The organism is Pantoea sp. JV6 (assembly GCF_025910055.1).
Classification (GTDB): Bacteria; Pseudomonadota; Gammaproteobacteria; order Enterobacterales; family Enterobacteriaceae; genus Pantoea; species Pantoea agglomerans.
Genome location: NZ_JAPCIM010000022.1, coordinates 250,522 through 267,054, shown reverse-complemented (window position 1 = coordinate 267,054; position 16,533 = coordinate 250,522). Strand labels below are relative to the sequence as shown.

15 protein-coding genes are annotated in these 16,533 nt (G+C 57.5%); 2 read left to right on the top strand and 13 right to left on the bottom strand.

Annotated elements, in window-relative coordinates; all coding sequences use genetic code 11:
• Positions 1-1,223 precede the first annotated feature (1,223 nt).
• The gene (locus OK412_RS21075; protein WP_264353516.1) at positions 1,224-3,377 is read right to left on the bottom strand and encodes an ornithine decarboxylase; all 2,154 of its coding nucleotides are present in this window, start codon (positions 3,375-3,377) and stop codon (positions 1,224-1,226) included.
• A gap of 565 nt (positions 3,378-3,942) precedes the next feature.
• Between OK412_RS21075 and OK412_RS21070 the strand changes: the two genes are divergently transcribed.
• Positions 3,943-4,926, top strand: coding sequence for an MDR family oxidoreductase (locus tag OK412_RS21070; protein ID WP_064689971.1), 984 nt, complete (start codon positions 3,943-3,945; stop codon positions 4,924-4,926).
• 27 nt (positions 4,927-4,953) lie between these two features.
• Here the strand turns inward: OK412_RS21070 and OK412_RS21065 are convergent, their stop codons facing one another.
• The 6 genes from OK412_RS21065 to OK412_RS21040 all read right to left on the bottom strand — a co-directional run bounded on the left by OK412_RS21065 (position 4,954) and on the right by OK412_RS21040 (position 11,581).
• Positions 4,954-5,451 (bottom strand): CinA family protein, encoded by a 498-nt coding sequence (locus OK412_RS21065; RefSeq protein ID WP_010671076.1) that lies wholly within the window; start codon positions 5,449-5,451, stop codon positions 4,954-4,956.
• 91 nt (positions 5,452-5,542) lie between these two features.
• Positions 5,543-6,319, bottom strand: a complete 777-nt coding sequence (locus OK412_RS21060; protein WP_264353515.1) for a heme ABC transporter ATP-binding protein — start codon at positions 6,317-6,319, stop codon at positions 5,543-5,545.
• The gene (locus OK412_RS21055; protein ID WP_010248904.1) at positions 6,319-7,317 is read right to left on the bottom strand and encodes a FecCD family ABC transporter permease; all 999 of its coding nucleotides are present in this window, start codon (positions 7,315-7,317) and stop codon (positions 6,319-6,321) included. Before OK412_RS21055 ends, OK412_RS21060 begins: the two co-directional genes overlap by 1 nt.
• Complete coding sequence (locus OK412_RS21050; protein ID WP_264353514.1) at positions 7,310-8,131, bottom strand: heme/hemin ABC transporter substrate-binding protein; 822 nt, start codon at positions 8,129-8,131, stop codon at positions 7,310-7,312. Before OK412_RS21050 ends, OK412_RS21055 begins: the two co-directional genes overlap by 8 nt.
• A complete protein-coding gene (locus OK412_RS21045; RefSeq protein ID WP_264353513.1) occupies positions 8,128-9,159 on the bottom strand; it encodes a hemin-degrading factor in 1,032 nt (343 codons plus the stop codon). The genes OK412_RS21050 and OK412_RS21045 overlap by 4 nt, the downstream gene beginning before the upstream one ends.
• 49 nt (positions 9,160-9,208) lie before the next feature.
• The gene (locus OK412_RS21040) at positions 9,209-11,581 is read right to left on the bottom strand and encodes a TonB-dependent receptor domain-containing protein (RefSeq protein WP_264353512.1); all 2,373 of its coding nucleotides are present in this window, start codon (positions 11,579-11,581) and stop codon (positions 9,209-9,211) included.
• Between the two features lie 238 nt (positions 11,582-11,819).
• On the opposite strand from OK412_RS21040, the gene OK412_RS21035 reads away from it, so the two are divergent.
• On the top strand, positions 11,820-12,116 hold the full coding sequence (locus OK412_RS21035) for a SelT/SelW/SelH family protein (RefSeq protein ID WP_010248912.1): 297 nt from the start codon (positions 11,820-11,822) through the stop codon (positions 12,114-12,116).
• A gap of 8 nt (positions 12,117-12,124) precedes the next feature.
• On the opposite strand, the gene OK412_RS21030 is transcribed toward OK412_RS21035, so the two are convergent.
• The 6 genes from OK412_RS21030 to cydB form a co-directional block, all read right to left on the bottom strand.
• Positions 12,125-12,664 carry a PadR family transcriptional regulator gene (locus OK412_RS21030; protein WP_264353511.1) on the bottom strand — a complete coding sequence of 180 codons (540 nt, stop codon included), beginning with the start codon at positions 12,662-12,664 and terminating at the stop codon, positions 12,125-12,127.
• 73 nt (positions 12,665-12,737) lie between these two features.
• Positions 12,738-13,520, bottom strand: a complete 783-nt coding sequence (locus OK412_RS21025) for a siderophore-interacting protein (RefSeq protein ID WP_022623856.1) — start codon at positions 13,518-13,520, stop codon at positions 12,738-12,740.
• Between the two features lie 331 nt (positions 13,521-13,851).
• Positions 13,852-14,046, bottom strand: coding sequence for a hypothetical protein (locus OK412_RS21020; protein ID WP_010671084.1), 195 nt, complete (start codon positions 14,044-14,046; stop codon positions 13,852-13,854).
• Between the two features lie 218 nt (positions 14,047-14,264).
• The gene (locus OK412_RS21015) at positions 14,265-15,134 is read right to left on the bottom strand and encodes a helix-turn-helix domain-containing protein (protein WP_264353510.1); all 870 of its coding nucleotides are present in this window, start codon (positions 15,132-15,134) and stop codon (positions 14,265-14,267) included.
• Between the two features lie 218 nt (positions 15,135-15,352).
• Positions 15,353-15,526, bottom strand: coding sequence for a DUF2474 domain-containing protein (locus tag OK412_RS21010; protein WP_010671086.1), 174 nt, complete (start codon positions 15,524-15,526; stop codon positions 15,353-15,355).
• 1 nt (position 15,527) lies between these two features.
• Positions 15,528-16,532: a cytochrome d ubiquinol oxidase subunit II gene (gene cydB, locus OK412_RS21005; RefSeq protein ID WP_010248926.1), complete on the bottom strand. Its 1,005-nt coding sequence runs from the start codon at positions 16,530-16,532 to the stop codon at positions 15,528-15,530.
• Position 16,533: the final 1 nt, after the last annotated feature.

Genomic DNA, 16,533 nt, shown 5'->3' with positions numbered 1-16,533 from the left:
TGTTCGCTGCGCGAACGGGCTATGAGAAGGTTTCGTTCGCCTGATTAGCCGGGCAGTTTCAGATTCGCCTCTGCAGGCGACCGACAAGGGGGCGCCAGTCGCCGCGCCCCCTTGACCCCGGGCTCCGGCCTGCTTCACCGCCGCTTCGCGGTTCCTTCGCCTCTTCAGGATTTCTCACGGAACGGCGGGACGCGCCATCCATGGCGCGAACCCGCCTCTTCGCGACATCCCTGTCGCTCGTCCTGAAATCCCTCATCCGCTCAGCGGCTCTGACGGCCTCCCCACCCCCTCGCTGTTATCTTTTCTTCTTATATTGGGTTCGCTGTCGCTGTGAGTTTGGGATTGCCTCTGACTTTCGGCTCAGCAAACAGAATGGCATTCAACTCGCCCGCTGTTATTTCTGCTTTTATGTTGAGTGCTTTTTCGCTGTAGTTTTTTTGGGATTGCCTCTGACTTTTGGCTCAGCAGACCGAATGTTATTCAACCCACCCGCTGTTATCTCATCTTGTTATGCCGGGTACTTTATCGCTGTATTTTTTTGGGATTGCCTCTGACTTTCGGCTCAGCACACAGAATGGCATTCAACCCTACCCGCTGTTATCTCGTTTTCAGGTAACTAAGATTGTTGCGGTGAACTTCAGGAATTGAGACTGGCTTTCAGACCACCAGGCAACTGTGCACCAAAGAAAACATAAAGAAATCACAGGCGGGGGTTTCCCAGAGGCGTCCGAAGCGCTGAGGAACAACCGCAGGCCAGGATGAGCCGACAGGACGTCGGCGAAAGGACGGCTCGAGCCAGGGATGGCGAGTCCGGACGGTCCGTCGGCCGCAGGGCGTGACGAAGGCACCCCGCACAGCGGGGCGCGCAGGCAGCCGGACGCCGGGATAGTTAAGGGGCGGGCGTCCGCCCCTTGACGCGTCCGCCTGCTCAGGCAACCTGAAACTCCCCATCGCCTGGCGGGCGGAACCCGCTCAGTGTTAGCCCGCGGCTAAGCGAACGAAAACCTCTCACAGCCCGTTCGCGCAGCGAACCCAGGGCCTGCCGGGCAAAACCTGCTCAGTGCATACCCGCTGCAAAGCGTAGCCCGCTGCCAGGCGAAAACCCATTAAGTGCCAGCTCGCTGCAAAGCGTACACCGCCGCCAGGCGAAACCTTCTCATAGCCCGTTCGCGCAGCGAACAAAAAGGCAGGCGGGCCGCTACCCGCCTCTGCCTACGCTCAGATCAGCGCCCCACTATCATATTGGCCACCAGATACTTCTGTCCCTGGTCATCCTCTTCGGTGTAAACGCCCTGCAGCTCTGGTGAGAAGCCAGGCAGCAGATTAAGCCCCTCTTCCAGCGCCAGGAAGTAACGCTGCACCGCGCCGCCCCAGACTTCCCCCGGGACTACGCACAGCACACCCGGTGGATAAGGCAGTGCACCTTCCGCGGCAACCCGGCCTTGCGCTTCGGCTATCGGCACCAGCTCCACTTCGCCGCGAATATAAGCCTGATGCGCATCCTGCGGATTCACCCTGACCGGCGGGAACTCCGCGGCGCGGAACATCAGGCGCTGCAGATCCTTGACGTTGTGACTGACGTAAAGGTCGTGCATCTCCTGGCAGAGGCGACGCAGGGTATACCCGGCATAGCGTTCAGCATTTTTGCGGTAAATGGTCGGCAGCACTTCGGCCAGCGGCGCATCCTCTTTGACGTGCTGTTCGAACTGCGCCAGCATCGCCACCAGATTCGCCATCTTCTCCGGACTCTCTGCCGGGGTCAGCAGGAACAGGATTGAGTTGAGATCGCACTTCTCCGGCACAATGCCGTTTTCGCGCAGATAGTTCGCCAGAATGGTCGCCGGAATCCCGAAATCACTATACTCACCGCTGGCCGCATCAATCCCCGGCGTGGTCAGCAGCAGTTTGCAGGGATCCACCCGATACTGATCGCGCGCATAACCCGCGAAACCGTGCCACTTCGCCTGCGGTTCAAAGCTGAAGTAGCGCAGATCGCGGGCGATCGTCTCAGTGGGCGCATCCTGCCAGCGCTGACCATCCACCGTCTCAGGCACAAACGGCAGGATCATCTCACAGCGATCCAGGATCGCTTTACGCGCCTCAATACCCAGCGTGACGCACTCATCCCACATACGACGCCCCGCTTCCCCCTGATGCATTCTGGCGTTGATATCCAGCGCGGCAAACAGCGGATAAAACGGACTGGTGGATGCGTGCAGCATAAAGGCGTTATTCAGTCGCTTATGCGGGCAGAAGCGGCGCTGTCCGCGAATATGATTATCTTTTTTATGGATCTGCGAAGTCTGCGAAAAACCTGCCAGCTGCTTATGCACTGACTGCGTGACAAAAATGCCGGGATCGTTCTCATTCAGTTGCAGGGTCAGCGGCGAACAGCCTTCCATCAGTGGAATGAACTGCTCATAGCCGAGCCACGCGGAATCAAACAGGATGTAATCACACAGATGGCCGATGCGATCCACTACCTGGCGCGCGTTGTAGACCGTGCCGTCGTAGGTGCCCAACTGGATGATCGCCAGACGGAAAGGCCGCTCTTCAGCCGCGCGCTGCGGAGCCACGGCCGCGATCTGCTCGCGCAGATAAGCCTCATCAAAACAGTGCGCGTCAATGCCGCCAATAAAGCCGAAAGGATTGCGCGTCGCTTCAAGATAAACCGGGGTCGCGCCCGCCTGAATCAGCGCACCATGATGGTTCGACTTGTGATTGTTGCGGTCGAACAGCACCAGATCGCCACGCGTCAGCAGCGCATTGGTCACCACTTTGTTGGCACTTGAGGTACCGTTGAGCACAAAGTAGGTTTTATCGGCGTTGAACACCTTTGCCGCATACTTCTGCGCATCTTTGGCCGAGCCTTCGTGGATCAGCAGATCGCCCAGTTTGACGTCGGCATTGCACATATCAGACCGGAAAACATTCTCGCCGTAGAAGTCATAAAACTGTTTGCCCGCCGGATGCTTTTTAAAGAAAGCACCGCCCTGATGTCCGGGACAGGCAAAGGTGCTGTTCTGCATATCGACATAGCGGGTCAGCGTCTCGAAGAAAGGGGGCAGCAGCGCCGCTTCATACGCCTGCGCAGCCGCTTCCAGCGTGATCCACTCCTGAGGATCGCCATTCAGCTCACCGCTGACGCCGGGCAGGTGCATCACCTCTTCTTCAAACGCGTTAGCGACAAACACCGGCAGATTAAAGCCGGTATGACGCAGCAGCGCCAGCACGCCGCTACGGGTATCCGCCAGCGAGACGACAACCGCCGCCACATCAGTGAAGTCGGTGTTATCCAGCGTCACCACGTCTCGCGCAGTGTTCAGGGTCAGACTGGGCGCCACAGCGGCGCTGGCAGCAATTTTCAGTGGAGTCATAACAGAATCCCTAACGTCAGGGAGGAAGTGCCAGAGGCACAATTATGGGGACAGTGCCCCGGCGAATACTTAACAGTCAGAAGGCGTTACGCAGCCCGTGGAGAGCAGATCCATAGCCGCTGCCCGGCAGGCCTCACCGCATGGTGAATAACGGAGATATCGGAAAAGAGGATAACCCGGTGAGCGCCGGAAAAAGCGAACGGTAATCCGGGCGGATGCGCGGTGAACCGGACATGGCGACGTCCTCTGTGGCAAAGAAGCAGGGTCAAAAAGTGGCGGTCATAATGTCATCTTTTTCAGGCATGGACAACCCGAACCAGGTAATTATTCAGTCACATCCTTAGCATGTAACAATATGATTTTTATAGTCTATTTATCATGAAAAATTCATAATGCGACTAATTATCTGAATTATATGCAGATTTATGCACTTAACTCACTGCCGCTGTCAGCGTGCTTTTCCGCTCGTGTTGTCGCCATTGCCTGCAGACGCGACCATTGCCCTACCGCATTGCATCTGCCAGGCGTAAACTGATCTTCTCTTTCCCACTCTGCCGGAGGCTGCATGTTCAAGGCACTGGTCATTGAAAATGACGAACAAGGTTACCGTTCCCTGCTGAAAGATCTCCCCGAATCTCAACTGCCCGACCACGATGTCACGCTCGACGTCAGCTACTCATCCCTGAACTACAAAGATGCCCTGGCTATCTGTAACAAAGGCCCGATTGTGCGCCAGTTCCCGATGGTGCCAGGTATCGATTTTGTTGGCCGGGTGACGGCCAGCCGCCATCCCGACTGGAAAGAGGATGATGTGGCGCTGCTGACGGGCTGGGGCGTGGGCGAAAAACAGTGGGGCGGCCTGGCACAGAAAGCCAGCGTCAGTGGCGACTGGCTGGTGCGCCCGCCCGCCACGCTGAGTCCGCTGCAAACCATGGCAATCGGTACGGCGGGACTGACCGCAATGCTCTGCGTGATGGCGCTGGAAAAACAGGGCATTACACCTGAACAGGGGCCGGTACTGGTAACCGGTGCCAGTGGCGGCGTCGGCAGCTATAGCGTCAGCCTGCTGGCGCGTCTGGGTTATCAGGTGATCGCTTCCAGCGGGCGTACCAGCGACCATGCCTATCTGATTGATACGCTGGGCGCGGCATCGGTCATTGACCGTGAAGAACTCTCCCAACCCGGCAAGCCACTGGCAAAAGAGCGCTGGGCCGCCGCGATAGACAGCGTAGGCAGTCATACCCTGGCGAATGTGCTGGCCGCCACCCAGCGCGACGGCGCGGTTGCCGCCTGTGGTATGGCGCAGGGACTCGACCTGCCAGCCAGCGTCGCACCCTTTATTTTGCGTGGCGTTACGCTGGCCGGTGTCGATAGCGTGATGTGTCCGAAGCCGCTTCGTCAGCAGGCGTGGCAACGACTCGGTGAGCTGATGGATAGCGAACGGCTCAGTAAGCTGAGCCGGGTGATCCCGCTAAGTGAAGCCAGAGAAGGTGCGCAGGCATTGCTGGATGGCAAAGTGCAGGGTCGTCTGATTGTCGACTGTCGCTAATCCTGTTTAAAGGCGCGTTTCGCGCCTTTAACGATCGGCTCGCTGCAGCCGTTTTATGAGTCCTTCCAGCGCGAACTGTGTCCCCTGCTCCATCACCGATTTCGGATCGCCGCTGAACTGATGGCACTCCGCTTCGTCTCTGCCGTCGGGCAATACCCAGCCAAACCAGATGGTGCCCGCCGGTGTACCATCTTCGCCGCCATCCGGTCCGGCATAGCCGGTAATAGATAATCCCACCGGCTCGCCAGAGCGGGCGCAGGCGCCCTGCACCATCTCCCGCGCCGTCTGTTCGCTCACCGCCGTATGCTGTTTCAGCGTGTCAGGGCGCACCCCCAGCAGACGGATTTTGGCATTTTCGCTGTAGGTCACAAAGCCGCTGGTATAAAAATCTCCGCTGTTTTCCACCGCGGCCAGCGTCATGCTGATCAGCCCGGCGGTACAGGATTCGGCAGTCGCCAGATGAAGTCCGGAAGAGAGTAAAATATTACCCAGTTGCTCAGCGGTCTGATCTAATGATTTTGCCATTATGGTCTCCTTGAATCTGTCCGGAACTCCAGGTATAGCGCAAAATCAGCGAATAAAACCGCGCAAGGCAATGTTTTTAAAGCGAAACGGTCTAAATACGCAGCTGGATATGCGGCTGTCCACTCCCGGTATGCGCCACTACCTGCAGATCGGCCTGGTACCAGCGCGTCAGCGTCGCTTCCGTCATGACCGTCTGCGGCGAGCCTTGTGCCACCAGTCGGCCTGCGTGCAGCAGCAGTATGCGATCGGCCCACAATGAGGCCTGATTAAGGTCATGTAACACGGTGCAGACGGTGAGATCTCCGGCGCGCGTCAGCTGGCGCAGTAAACGCAGGGTTTGCTGCTGCCAGAAGAGATCCAGCGCCGAAGTCGGCTCATCCAGAAACAGCCAGCCGCGTGGTCTTCCCTCCTGCCAGAGCTGTGCCAGCACCCGTGCCAGCTGAACCCGTTGTTGTTCACCGCCAGAGAGCTGGCGGTAATCGCGCTGCACCAGCCCTTCACAACCGGTCAGCCGCATGACCTCAGCCACAATCTGCGACGTCTGCGCCTCAGGCCAGGGCGCACGGCCCATCGCCACGACCGACTGCGCAGACTGTGCAAACGTCAGGTTGTTCTGCTGGCGCATCACTGCCCGGCGTCGTGCCAGCTGCTCACGCGGCCATGCCGTCAGCCGTCGATCGCCCAGCCAGCACTCGCCCCGATCGGGCGACAGAAATCCCGTCAGCATCCGCAGTAGCGTCGACTTACCTGCGCCGTTGGGGCCAATCAGCGCCACCAGCTCGCCACCTGACAGCGTGACGTCGAGGTTATCAATAACGGTTTTGCCGCCGCGCGCGAGACACAATCCCCTGGCCTGTAAAATTTCCATCACTCCAGCCCTCGCTGTTGACGCAGAATCAGCCAGAGAAACCACGGACCACCAATCAGGCTGGTCAGCAGCCCCACCGGCATCTCGGCCGGAACCACCAGAGTGCGCGCCAGCGTATCGGCCAGCAGCAGCAGAATCGCCCCCGCCAGCGCTGAGCCGGGCAGCAGCCAGCGGTGATCGCCGCCAAGGCAAAAACGCATCACGTGTGGCACCACCAGTCCGACGAAGCCGATCACGCCGCTGACCGAGACCGCCGTACCGACCAGCAACGCACTGAGGATCAGCAGCTGATGCTGAGTACGCTTCACATCAACGCCCATGTAGTGCGCATCCTCTTCACCCGACTGCAGCAGGTTAAGGTGGCGGGCACGGGTCTGTAACAGCAGCAAGGCTGGCAGAATCAGCAGCAGGCAGATCAGCAGTGCGGGCCACTGTGCCTGGCTGAGGCTTCCCATGCCCCATAGCGACAGCTGGCGCAGCTGCTGGTCGTTGCTCAGCCATGACAGCACGCCTACCGCCGCCCCGCACAACGCATTAATCGCAATGCCGACCAGCAACAGCCGCGAAAGATTGCCGCGCGCCAGCCGACTGAAACTGAAGATCAGCAGTGTAACCAGCAGACTGCCGATAAACGCGGCGATCATCGGTAGCCACAATGCCAGCGGTGCCGGCAACGCCAGTGGAATAATGATTGCCAGCGCCACCGCCAGTCCCGCCCCACTGCTGATCCCCAGCAAACCGGGATCGGCCAGTGGGTTACGAAAAACACCCTGCATCACTGCGCCAGAGACTGCCAGCGCCATGCCCATCACCACCGCCAGCAGCACGCGCGGCAGACGGATATCCAGCCAGATCTGCCAGATAAGATCGCTGAGCGGTGCCTGCCACAGCGCCCGCACTGAAAGCGACATCGCCCCCAGATTTGCCGCCAGCACCATCGCCACCAGCAGGAAGATCAGCATCAGCACCAGGCCACGCAGCGCATTATCCTTAATCATGGTTCAGCGATTCCGCCGCCTGACGCAATTTCACGATTGCCCGCGGCGTATCAAGACCAAACCCCAGCAGTGCCATGGTGTCGATCACCAGCAGACGATGCTGCTGCCCGGCAGGCGTCAGCGCCAGACCCGGTAACTGCCACAGCTGCGCTTCGCCGCCCAGGGTTTTCAGGCCATCCTCGCCTATTACCACCAGATCCGGCGCGGCGGCGATCACCCCTTCCTGCGACAGTGCCTGATAGTGCGGCACCGGGCCCATAGCATTCTCCAGCCCGGCGCTGCGAATGGCGCCATCGGCCGCAGTCTGATTTCCAGCCGCCATCGACTTCATGCCGCTGTTGGCCATGATGTAGAGCACTTTTACCGGCAGCGGTTGCTGCGGCAACTGGCGAATCTGCTGCGTCATTTGCTGCGCCAGTGCCTGAGCTTCGCTTTCACGCTGCAGCGCCTGGCCCACAGTGATAATTTTCTGCGGAATTGCCTGCAGGCTGCTGTCGCCGCTGACCGTGACCACCCTGACGCCCGCGCGGGCAATCTGTTGCAGCACCAGCGACGGTTGCACCTGCGCGCTGGCGATCACCAGCGTCGGTTTCAGTGCCAGAATGCCTTCGGCGTTGAGCTGACGCATATAACCCACGTCCGGCAGTCGGGCGGCCTGCGCCGGACGCAGACTGGTGCTGTCGCGCGCCACCAGCTGTGACTGGGCATCCAGCGCATAGATAATCTGAGTGACGTCACCGCCAATCGACACCACCCGCTCCGCCGCCAGTGATGGCAGCGTCATCAGCAGCCATAACAGCATCGCTCTTTTCATGCCGCCGCTCCCGGCGTGCGGAGTGCGCCAATCTGCTCGCGCCAGCGTGACTGCTCTGGCGTACCTTCCGTGCGCTGACCGTAGAGCTGGGCGATCTGCGTGCCGTCGGCAGCGAACAGTTCCAGGCTGGTAACAAAGCCATCACCCGTTGGCTTGCGTGTTACCCAGCTTTCGCTGATCTGATCAGCCATCAGATGCAGCGTGAACTGCGGATTGAAGATGTTGAGCCAGTTTTCCACTGGCTGCAGCTTCTCTACCCTGCCGGTGAAAATCTGAGTACAGCCACGGTTGCCGACAAAAATCATAATTTCATTGCCCGCCTGCTGTGCCATCTGTAGCAGGCGCTCAAGCGCGTCGTTGCCGGTCTGCCAGGCGAGATCTTCACCCACCGCGCGAAACGCCTGCGGCCGAGATACCTGGTGGCGCTTCAGCAACGCGAAAAACTGATGAACATCGGTCATGGCGCGCCATTCACGGTCGATGGCGGTGGCATCAATCGCCTCCGTCAGGGGAGCAGCGGCAACCGGCTCAACCACGAGCGGCGTCGTCGCGGCGTCGGTAAAGTCGGCGATCAGCGTCTGCCACGCTGCCATGCTGGTCTGCTCCGTGGCGTAAACTTTCAGTACCGCATCGCCATGACGATCAAAAATCTGAATGCTGTGACGAACGCCCTGCCCGGTCGGCTCCTGCAGAGCAAAGGCGCTGCACCACTGACCGACGAACAGGCGCAGATCGAGCGCACGGGGATTTAGCACCAGGCCACCATGTGCGCCAATCTGCACATTGTGGTATTCACCCAAGTGTTCATGTACCGCATAAGCGTTACGGGTAATGTTTTTGGTTTCGCCGACTGCGCCCAGTGCCTTCAGCAACGCCGGAAAATCGCGTTTCAGCGCCACGGCATCAACGCCGATGCGCGCTTCACACAATTCCGCTTCGCTGATGCCGATCAGCGCGGCCAGGTCGCGGGCATATTTGTTCGGTTGTTCACCTTTAAGGACAAGATAGTGCTGATAAATCGGGTTCATGACTCAGGCTCTCTTAGTAATGCCCTGCATCAGCGCAGGGCGACGGCTATCAAAAATCGACGTTAACACCTAACTGGAAAGTACGGCCCGGCATCACGGCCAGTGCCTGATCGTTGCGCTCCTGCTGAGTGGCGCTGGTCAGTTCACGGCTGCTGAGGTAATCCCGATATTTGCGATCGGTTATGTTGTAAAGCCCGCCACTCAGCCTGACGTTGTGCGCGACACGCCAGTAAGCAGTCATATCCACCATGCCATAACCCGGCACCCGCATGTAATCGGTGCTGGAGTCGGCCAGGCTGCTGCCGTTGTTAGCGAAGCTTTCGCGGTTAGTCGCGCTGGCTTGCTTACCTTTGACAAAGGTAGCGGTAACGGCGGCACCGTAGCCGCGCGCCTCATCATCCCAGGCGAGTCCGACGATCGCTTTCATCGGGGCAACACTCTCAAGGTCGATGTAGCGGTCACCAAGGTAGCTCGACTTTGCCGCGCCCTGCGTATAACCAAACGCCAGATTGGCGCTCAGACCCTCGACCTCGCTGAACCAGCTGCCGAAGTTCACTTTACTGCTGATTTCAGCCCCGTAGATGTAGGCTTTATCGCGGTTCTCCGCCTGATAGGTGGTGTAAATGTTGGCAGGCACATTGACGAACTGACCCGGATTAGCCGCCCGGCTGTAGCGGGTAAAGGCAATAAAGTTTTTATAGTCGTTATAAAAAGCGGCAGCGTTAAGCGTGACGCCTTTTGCCACCTCTCCTTTTACACCCCACTCATAGTTGTTGCTGGTTTCGGTTTTCAGATCTGCATTACCAATCAGCGCATACTGCGCGGTGCCGGCATAGCTGGAGCCAAGGTTCCATGAACCATAAAGCTGGGTATCGTTGGGGAACTGCGCGCCACGGGTATATTGCAGATAAGTCATCAGCTTCGGTGTCAGATCGTACTGGAAGGCGATCGACGGCAATATCTGGGTGTCGCTGTTTGGCGATCCATAGAGCGCTGAAACTTCGCTGGCGTCGAGCACGCTACTGTTAGTGGTCAGCGTCGCCACATCACGCGGTCGGGTGTTCTGGTAGGCCACGCGCGCGCCTGGCACGATAGCCGCCCGATGTCCGTCAGCATCGAAGCTGATGGTATCCTGCAGATAACCACCCACGCTGTAGCTGCGACTGTTAGCCTGCGGCTGCATAATCGCAGTAAAAGCACTGGCTGGCGGTGACTGACGGAAAGGTCGCTCAGTATCCACCAGGCGCGCATTCAGCCCGGCGCTCAGTTCATGTCGCCCGACGCTTTTGAGCGCGCGGGTGTCAAAACCGTAGCTGTCGCTGTTGTAGTCGGAATAGACGGTTTGCCTGGCGGTGGCACTCGACGGCATCCGGGTGTTGTCATGCGCCTGGGTCTGCTGCCAGTAAACGCGGGTCGTCAGGCTGTCGATCAGGTCATTGTAAGGGGTGTACTCATCCGCCAGGCTGATGCCCCAGCGGCGGGTATCACTCTGCTGCTGTGCCGTCCCCCAGACTGTATTGCCTGAAGTGCTCCAGCTGTCGTAATGGCTGTGGTGGGTTTTGTGATAGTAATCGACCGTCGCGCTGAGCTTGTGAGCATCATTGGGCTGCCAGATGCCGGAGGTCATAAAGGCGTCGGAGTGCCAGTTAGCGGGATACGCATCCAGCGTGCCGCTGTTATTACGGGTCTGCTGACCGTCGCGGCGACTGTAAACAAAGATGCCGCGCAGTTCATCGTCACCGGCAGCGGCGGTGATGCCGTTATGCCAGCTGCGACTGGATGAGTCATAGTCGCTCTGATAACTGAACGCGGTCGCTTTTCCGGGATGCAGGTAATCGTCGGGAGACTTATTACGGAACGAGACGTTGCCGCCAATCGAGGTGTTCGGCTGTTCTACTGCTGTGGCGCCCTTCTCAATCTCAATACGGCCAAACATATAAGGATCGATGTAATCGCGGCCAATGCCAAAGCTGTCGAGACCTGCGCGTCCTACATAGCTGCGGCCAGTGGCCTGCGGCAACGGAATGCCGTCCACATCCAGACCGACGCGGTTGCTTTCGAGGCCACGAATGTTGTAGCCGGTATAACCGACCCGATCAAAACCGCTCTTACCGGCTGATGAACCACCACGTGTACCGGTAGCACTGATCAGCGGTTCATAGCGCATGATCGATCCAAAGTCACTGGCACCACGCTGTTGCAGATCGCTGGCAGAGAGCGAGGTTTTACTGCCTGCCGTTTTTTTGATTTCCGGTGCCGTCACCGTCATTACCGGTTCGGCACTGCTGCCATAGCGGTCAGAAAGGGTTAGCGTGGCAGATTCACTGCCCGCAGCATAAGTGCAGGTGGTATTGATGAAGGTGGCGAGCAACGCCAGTTGAGTCAGACGCGGTTGCGTCAATCTCCGAAAACGTGGTGACATAGGCGCGAATTACCTGATTAATTGTTAGTATTCGCTCACTTGCTTGCTGGCAACAGTAAAACGGCTCCGCATAAAGCCGTGAAAAGTCAGAACATCATGCTGGTGTAGTAATTATCGCCCGGAATTTAATGCAACTGATAATCATTATCAATCTTATTTACATTTAGATATAAACCACAGCGCACAAATTGTTAACCCGAATGCATTGGCATTTATCAACACGTAAAGGAATAGAGTTATGGCGCAAAAACCTGTGGTTGTTATTCACTACTGTATGCAATGCAACTGGCTGATGCGGTCAGCGTGGATGGCACAGGAACTTCTGCATACGTTCGCTGAGGATCTGGCGGAGGTGACGCTGAAACCGGGCACCGGCGGTATCTTTGAGATTACGCTGGATGAGCATCTGCTGTGGGAACGTAAGCGGGATGGTGGCTTCCCGGATGCAACCACGCTGAAACAGCGTGTGCGGGACATCTGCTTTCCGGATCGTACGCTGGGTCACATCGACAAACACAAAACTGAAGTCAGCTAATTCCGCGATTAGCTGTGGGTGATTTTTTCTGCCGCGTCGTGCAGCGCCTTAATCAGCGTCTGCAGCGCGGCTTCTGAGATATCTTCCTGCGCAAGCCGCTGGTTCAGCGCGACCTTCAGCCCATGAATCGCCTGCTCAACAGCAGGAATGCTGCGGTTATTGACCAGAATCGCCAGCGTAGAGAGCCGTGTAATCAGGCTGGTGACCGTTTCACGATTCTCTGCCAGCTGCGCCTCTCCCGCTGCCGTCAGGCGGTAGGCTTTACGCGTTGCCTGCGCATCCACCACCTGAATCGCCTCCATCTCTTCCAGCAGCGTCAGGTTGGGGTAAATGATCCCCGGACTGGGCGAATACTCTCCCTTTGACAGCTCCTCAACAGACTTGATCAGCTCATAGCCGTGCGCAGCATTCTGCGCCAGGAAATGGAGCATCAGCAGGCGAATCTCACTCGCTTCCAGCATCTTTTCACGTCGCTTGCGCCGTCCGCTGCAACTTCCTGCGCGCGCATTCTGATCGTCAGATGAAGTGGAAGTCGGATGCTGTTTCATGGCCTGCCCTGCTGCGAAAAAAGTGGGATTGATGGTAGTGCGCCGCCTGGCAAAACTCAATTGCCTTAGCGGCTTACTTCTGGTGCCAGTAGGCCACCGCCCGCACGAAGTCACTGTTGAGGCCGCGCTGCACCGTAAAGTAGTCACACAGCGCTTTAACAAACTCACCTTCGCCGGTCAGCCAGACAAAGTAATCTTCCGTCGGGATAGTGATCTGATCCAGCCGGGCAATCAGCTGGCTGAGCTGCGCTTTCTGCATCTGGCCGCTGCCGAGCCAGTTTGTCGTCACATCAGCCGTATCAGATAAATAGTCGCGGCCCGTCGCTTCATCGGTAAAAGCATAGAGATGCAGCGCCTGCGCCCGGGCGTCACGCTGACGGCGCGCAAAAGCCGGCAGCCCGGTTTCATCACAGACATAGAGCTGGAATGCGTAATCGGTCGGCACCACCAGCGAACCGCGTGGGCCGCCGACAATCAACCGATCGCCAGGCTGCGCCTGAGTTGCCCAGTCACTGGCTACGCCCTGCTCATGAATATAGAAATCGAGGGTCAGTGAAGATTCACCATCGAATTCCAGCGGTGTGTAATCACGCGCCTGCGGACGCAGCCCTTCGGGCCAGACAATCCCCGCATCGGTGATTTGTGGCAGAGCCAGTGTGGCTCCTTCAGCGGAAGGGAAGAAAACCTTAATGTGGTCATCAAAGCCTGGCGACGTAAAGCCCGCCAGATCGCTGCCGCTGAACCGGATACGCCAGAATTTACCGGCAATGTTAGTTTTACTCGCGACCTGAATATGACGGAAACGCAATTCATTACGGACGCGCTGTGGTACACGCTGATCGGCTGATACAGGCAAAATTTCTCTCCTGAAACGGGATGGATGCCCGTGACTCAAGGGCATGCTGACAATCATGGAATAACAATCATTCTCATCTGAAGTGCCAAGATTAGCTATGATATATCTTCACTGCAAGAACGAAAAATGCGATCCAGCGGCTTAAGATATATTTTATGCCTGTACGGGTGTGCGTAGTGCAGACGAAGAGCGGCCCTGATAAGAGCGTTCAGTGAGAGGTAATCAGCAGGTGCGGCGTGTTTATGGGGGCAGGCAGAGAAGGCGGAAACTGTCCGGCTCCTGACGAGCCGGGCATGATGTTGCGCCGCACATTCTGGCAGCGCGTGACCACTTACAGTGTGTCGTTGAATCCGGAGAGGGAAGGATTGCTGCTGGTGTGTTCCGGCAGCTCACCATCACCCAGAATTTCATGCTGGGTGGCCTGAGAGTGCGGATGCAGTCCGGCAGGAGGTGAAAAAGGTTCAGCCTGTTGCGCCATCGCCATGACAGGCAATGCCAAAATCAGTGAAATCATTAAGCGTCGCATAGTTGTCTTCGTTTGTTTTTTTGACCAGAAAAGGCCTGAAATGCAGGTAAATATTCCAGCCCTGGCACAGATGCACGATGATTCAGGCATGGCAGGGTTTCGGGAGAGGATTTTACGCCAGAACGGCGAGTTATTTTATAAAATCGTGCGGTTTGTCACGGTTTACCGCACGAATTATGCATTAACAGGGTCGGGAGCCACACACCCTGCCCTGCTGGCTACGCCTGCATCACCGGAATAGAAAAAACGCCGCTCAGCCAGTCGGGCTTACAGTGCGCAAAATCGAGACGCAGCAGATCTTTACCGGGACGACGTGACACACCCAGTGCTGGCAGATGCTGATAGTAGATATCCTCGATAAAGCGTGTCAGCTGCTCCGGGCTGCCGCTCCAGCGGATCGACGCATAGAGTCCACGAACCTCGCTCCAGCTGGCGGTGTTGTCACCCAGCAGCCCGGCATTTTGCGGCTCCAGCGCCTGAAACAGGCTGATATTTTGCTGATCAGCAGAGCTATGGCCGGGGCCATACTGAAAGCCTAACCAGCCCTGCGACACGCGGCTGCCCGCCAGCGTCACCAGTTGCCGCGCCTGTTCGGCCACCCGGTGATCGCGATCGGCAATGTAATCGCCAAACTTACACTCCCACTCCAGCGTTTCTCCGCACAGATGCAGCTCTTCCTCACGCTCCACCAGCGTTGCACGCTCTGCCAGCGATCGCACCAGAATGCGGCCATGGAAGTTTTTAACCGGCAAATGGGGAATACGGCGAAACGCGCCAGGCGTCAGCGAAAAGTGACCTTTGAATACCCGGGTAAAATTTTGTTGGTTATCAAAACCAAAACGTACGGCGATATCGATCAGCGTCATGCGCGTCAGACGCAGCGCCATAGCGGCCATCGTCAGACGCCGTTTACGGGTGTAAGCCGCCAGGGTCTGTCCGGTCATCTCCTTAAACATGCGCTGCATGTGCCATTTGGAATAACCTGACTTGAGGGTAATCTGATCGATATTAAGATCGTCGGTGAGATTGGCTTCAATCCACTCGACCAGATCGTTGATGTGCTGTTTTTTAATGGCCTGACTGAGCATGATGGCGATTTACGACGCGGGTTAGGACTGGGATTTCAGTTACAAAAGGATAACAAAAATCGCAAATCGGTGTAAGGAAAGGGTAAGCATTGCGCGCCCGTTCAGGGCGTTTCCGCATTAATTGCTTAGGTTACTAACTAAAAAAGGCTGACTGTCGTCAGCCTTCTGATTATTGATAAAAACTGCGCCGGATAGCTGTAAGACGGAGCCTGCGACAACTAATGACTGCGCATTCCGGCCGCTGTCATCATCATACGGAACAGCGAGGCGACAACGCCCAGCGCCAGCACGCTGGCGGCATAGATAAACACCAGCCACATCACACGCTTCCACCATGGCGCTTTCGTTTCTTCATTGTGATTGTGGTCTTTCATGCTGCTGAGGCTTTTCATATCAATGATATCCTGCGTCTGCTTTGATTTTTCCACGGAACACGTAGTAGCTCCAGAAGGTGTAGCCCAGTATCATCGGGATAATCAGCAGGCTACCCACCAGCATAAAGGCCTGGCTCTGCGGCGGTGAGGCGGCAGCCCAGATGGTCACTGATGGCGGAATAATGTTTGGCCAGATACTGATGCCCAGCCCGGAGAAGCCCAGGAAGATCAGCGCCAGCGTCAGCAGGAACGGTGAATAGTGCGCCTCGCGCTTAATGGCGCGCACAATGCCCCAGGAACAGAGCAGCACCAATACCGGAACCGGCAGGAACAGGAACAGGTTGGGTTTGCTGAACCAGCGATGCGCGATATCCGCATGCGCAAACGGTGTCCACAGGCTGATGATGCCGATAATCACTAACAGCGCAATCACCAGCGGCGTAGCCAGCGCAGACATTTTACGGTGCAGTTCGTTCTCGGTCTTCATGATAAGCCAGGTGCAGCCCAGCAACGCGTAGGCAACAACCAGACCCACGCCGCAGAACAGCGGGAACGGTGCCAGCCAGTCCATTGCGGAACCGGCAAAACGGCGTCCCTCAACCGGAATGCCATCCAGCAACGCACCCACGGCCACACCCTGACTGAAGGTGGCGATGACAGAACCAGCAATAAACGACTTATCCCAGAACGCCCGATGGCCTTCTACGGCCTTGAAACGGAACTCAAAGGCGACGCCACGGAAAATCAGGCCAATCAGCATAGCGGTCAGCGGAATCGACAGCGCATCGGCAATCACCGCATAGGCCAGCGGGAACGCGCCGAACAGGCCAGCCCCGCCCAGAACCAGCCAGGTTTCATTTCCGTCCCAGACCGGCGCGACGGTGTTAACCATCATGTCGCGCTCGCCAGCATCTTTATTGAACGGGAACAGCAGACCAATACCCAGGTCGAAGCCATCCATCACGATATACATCAGGGTTGCGAAAACGATAATCGCAAACCAGATAACGGAATAATCGATCATC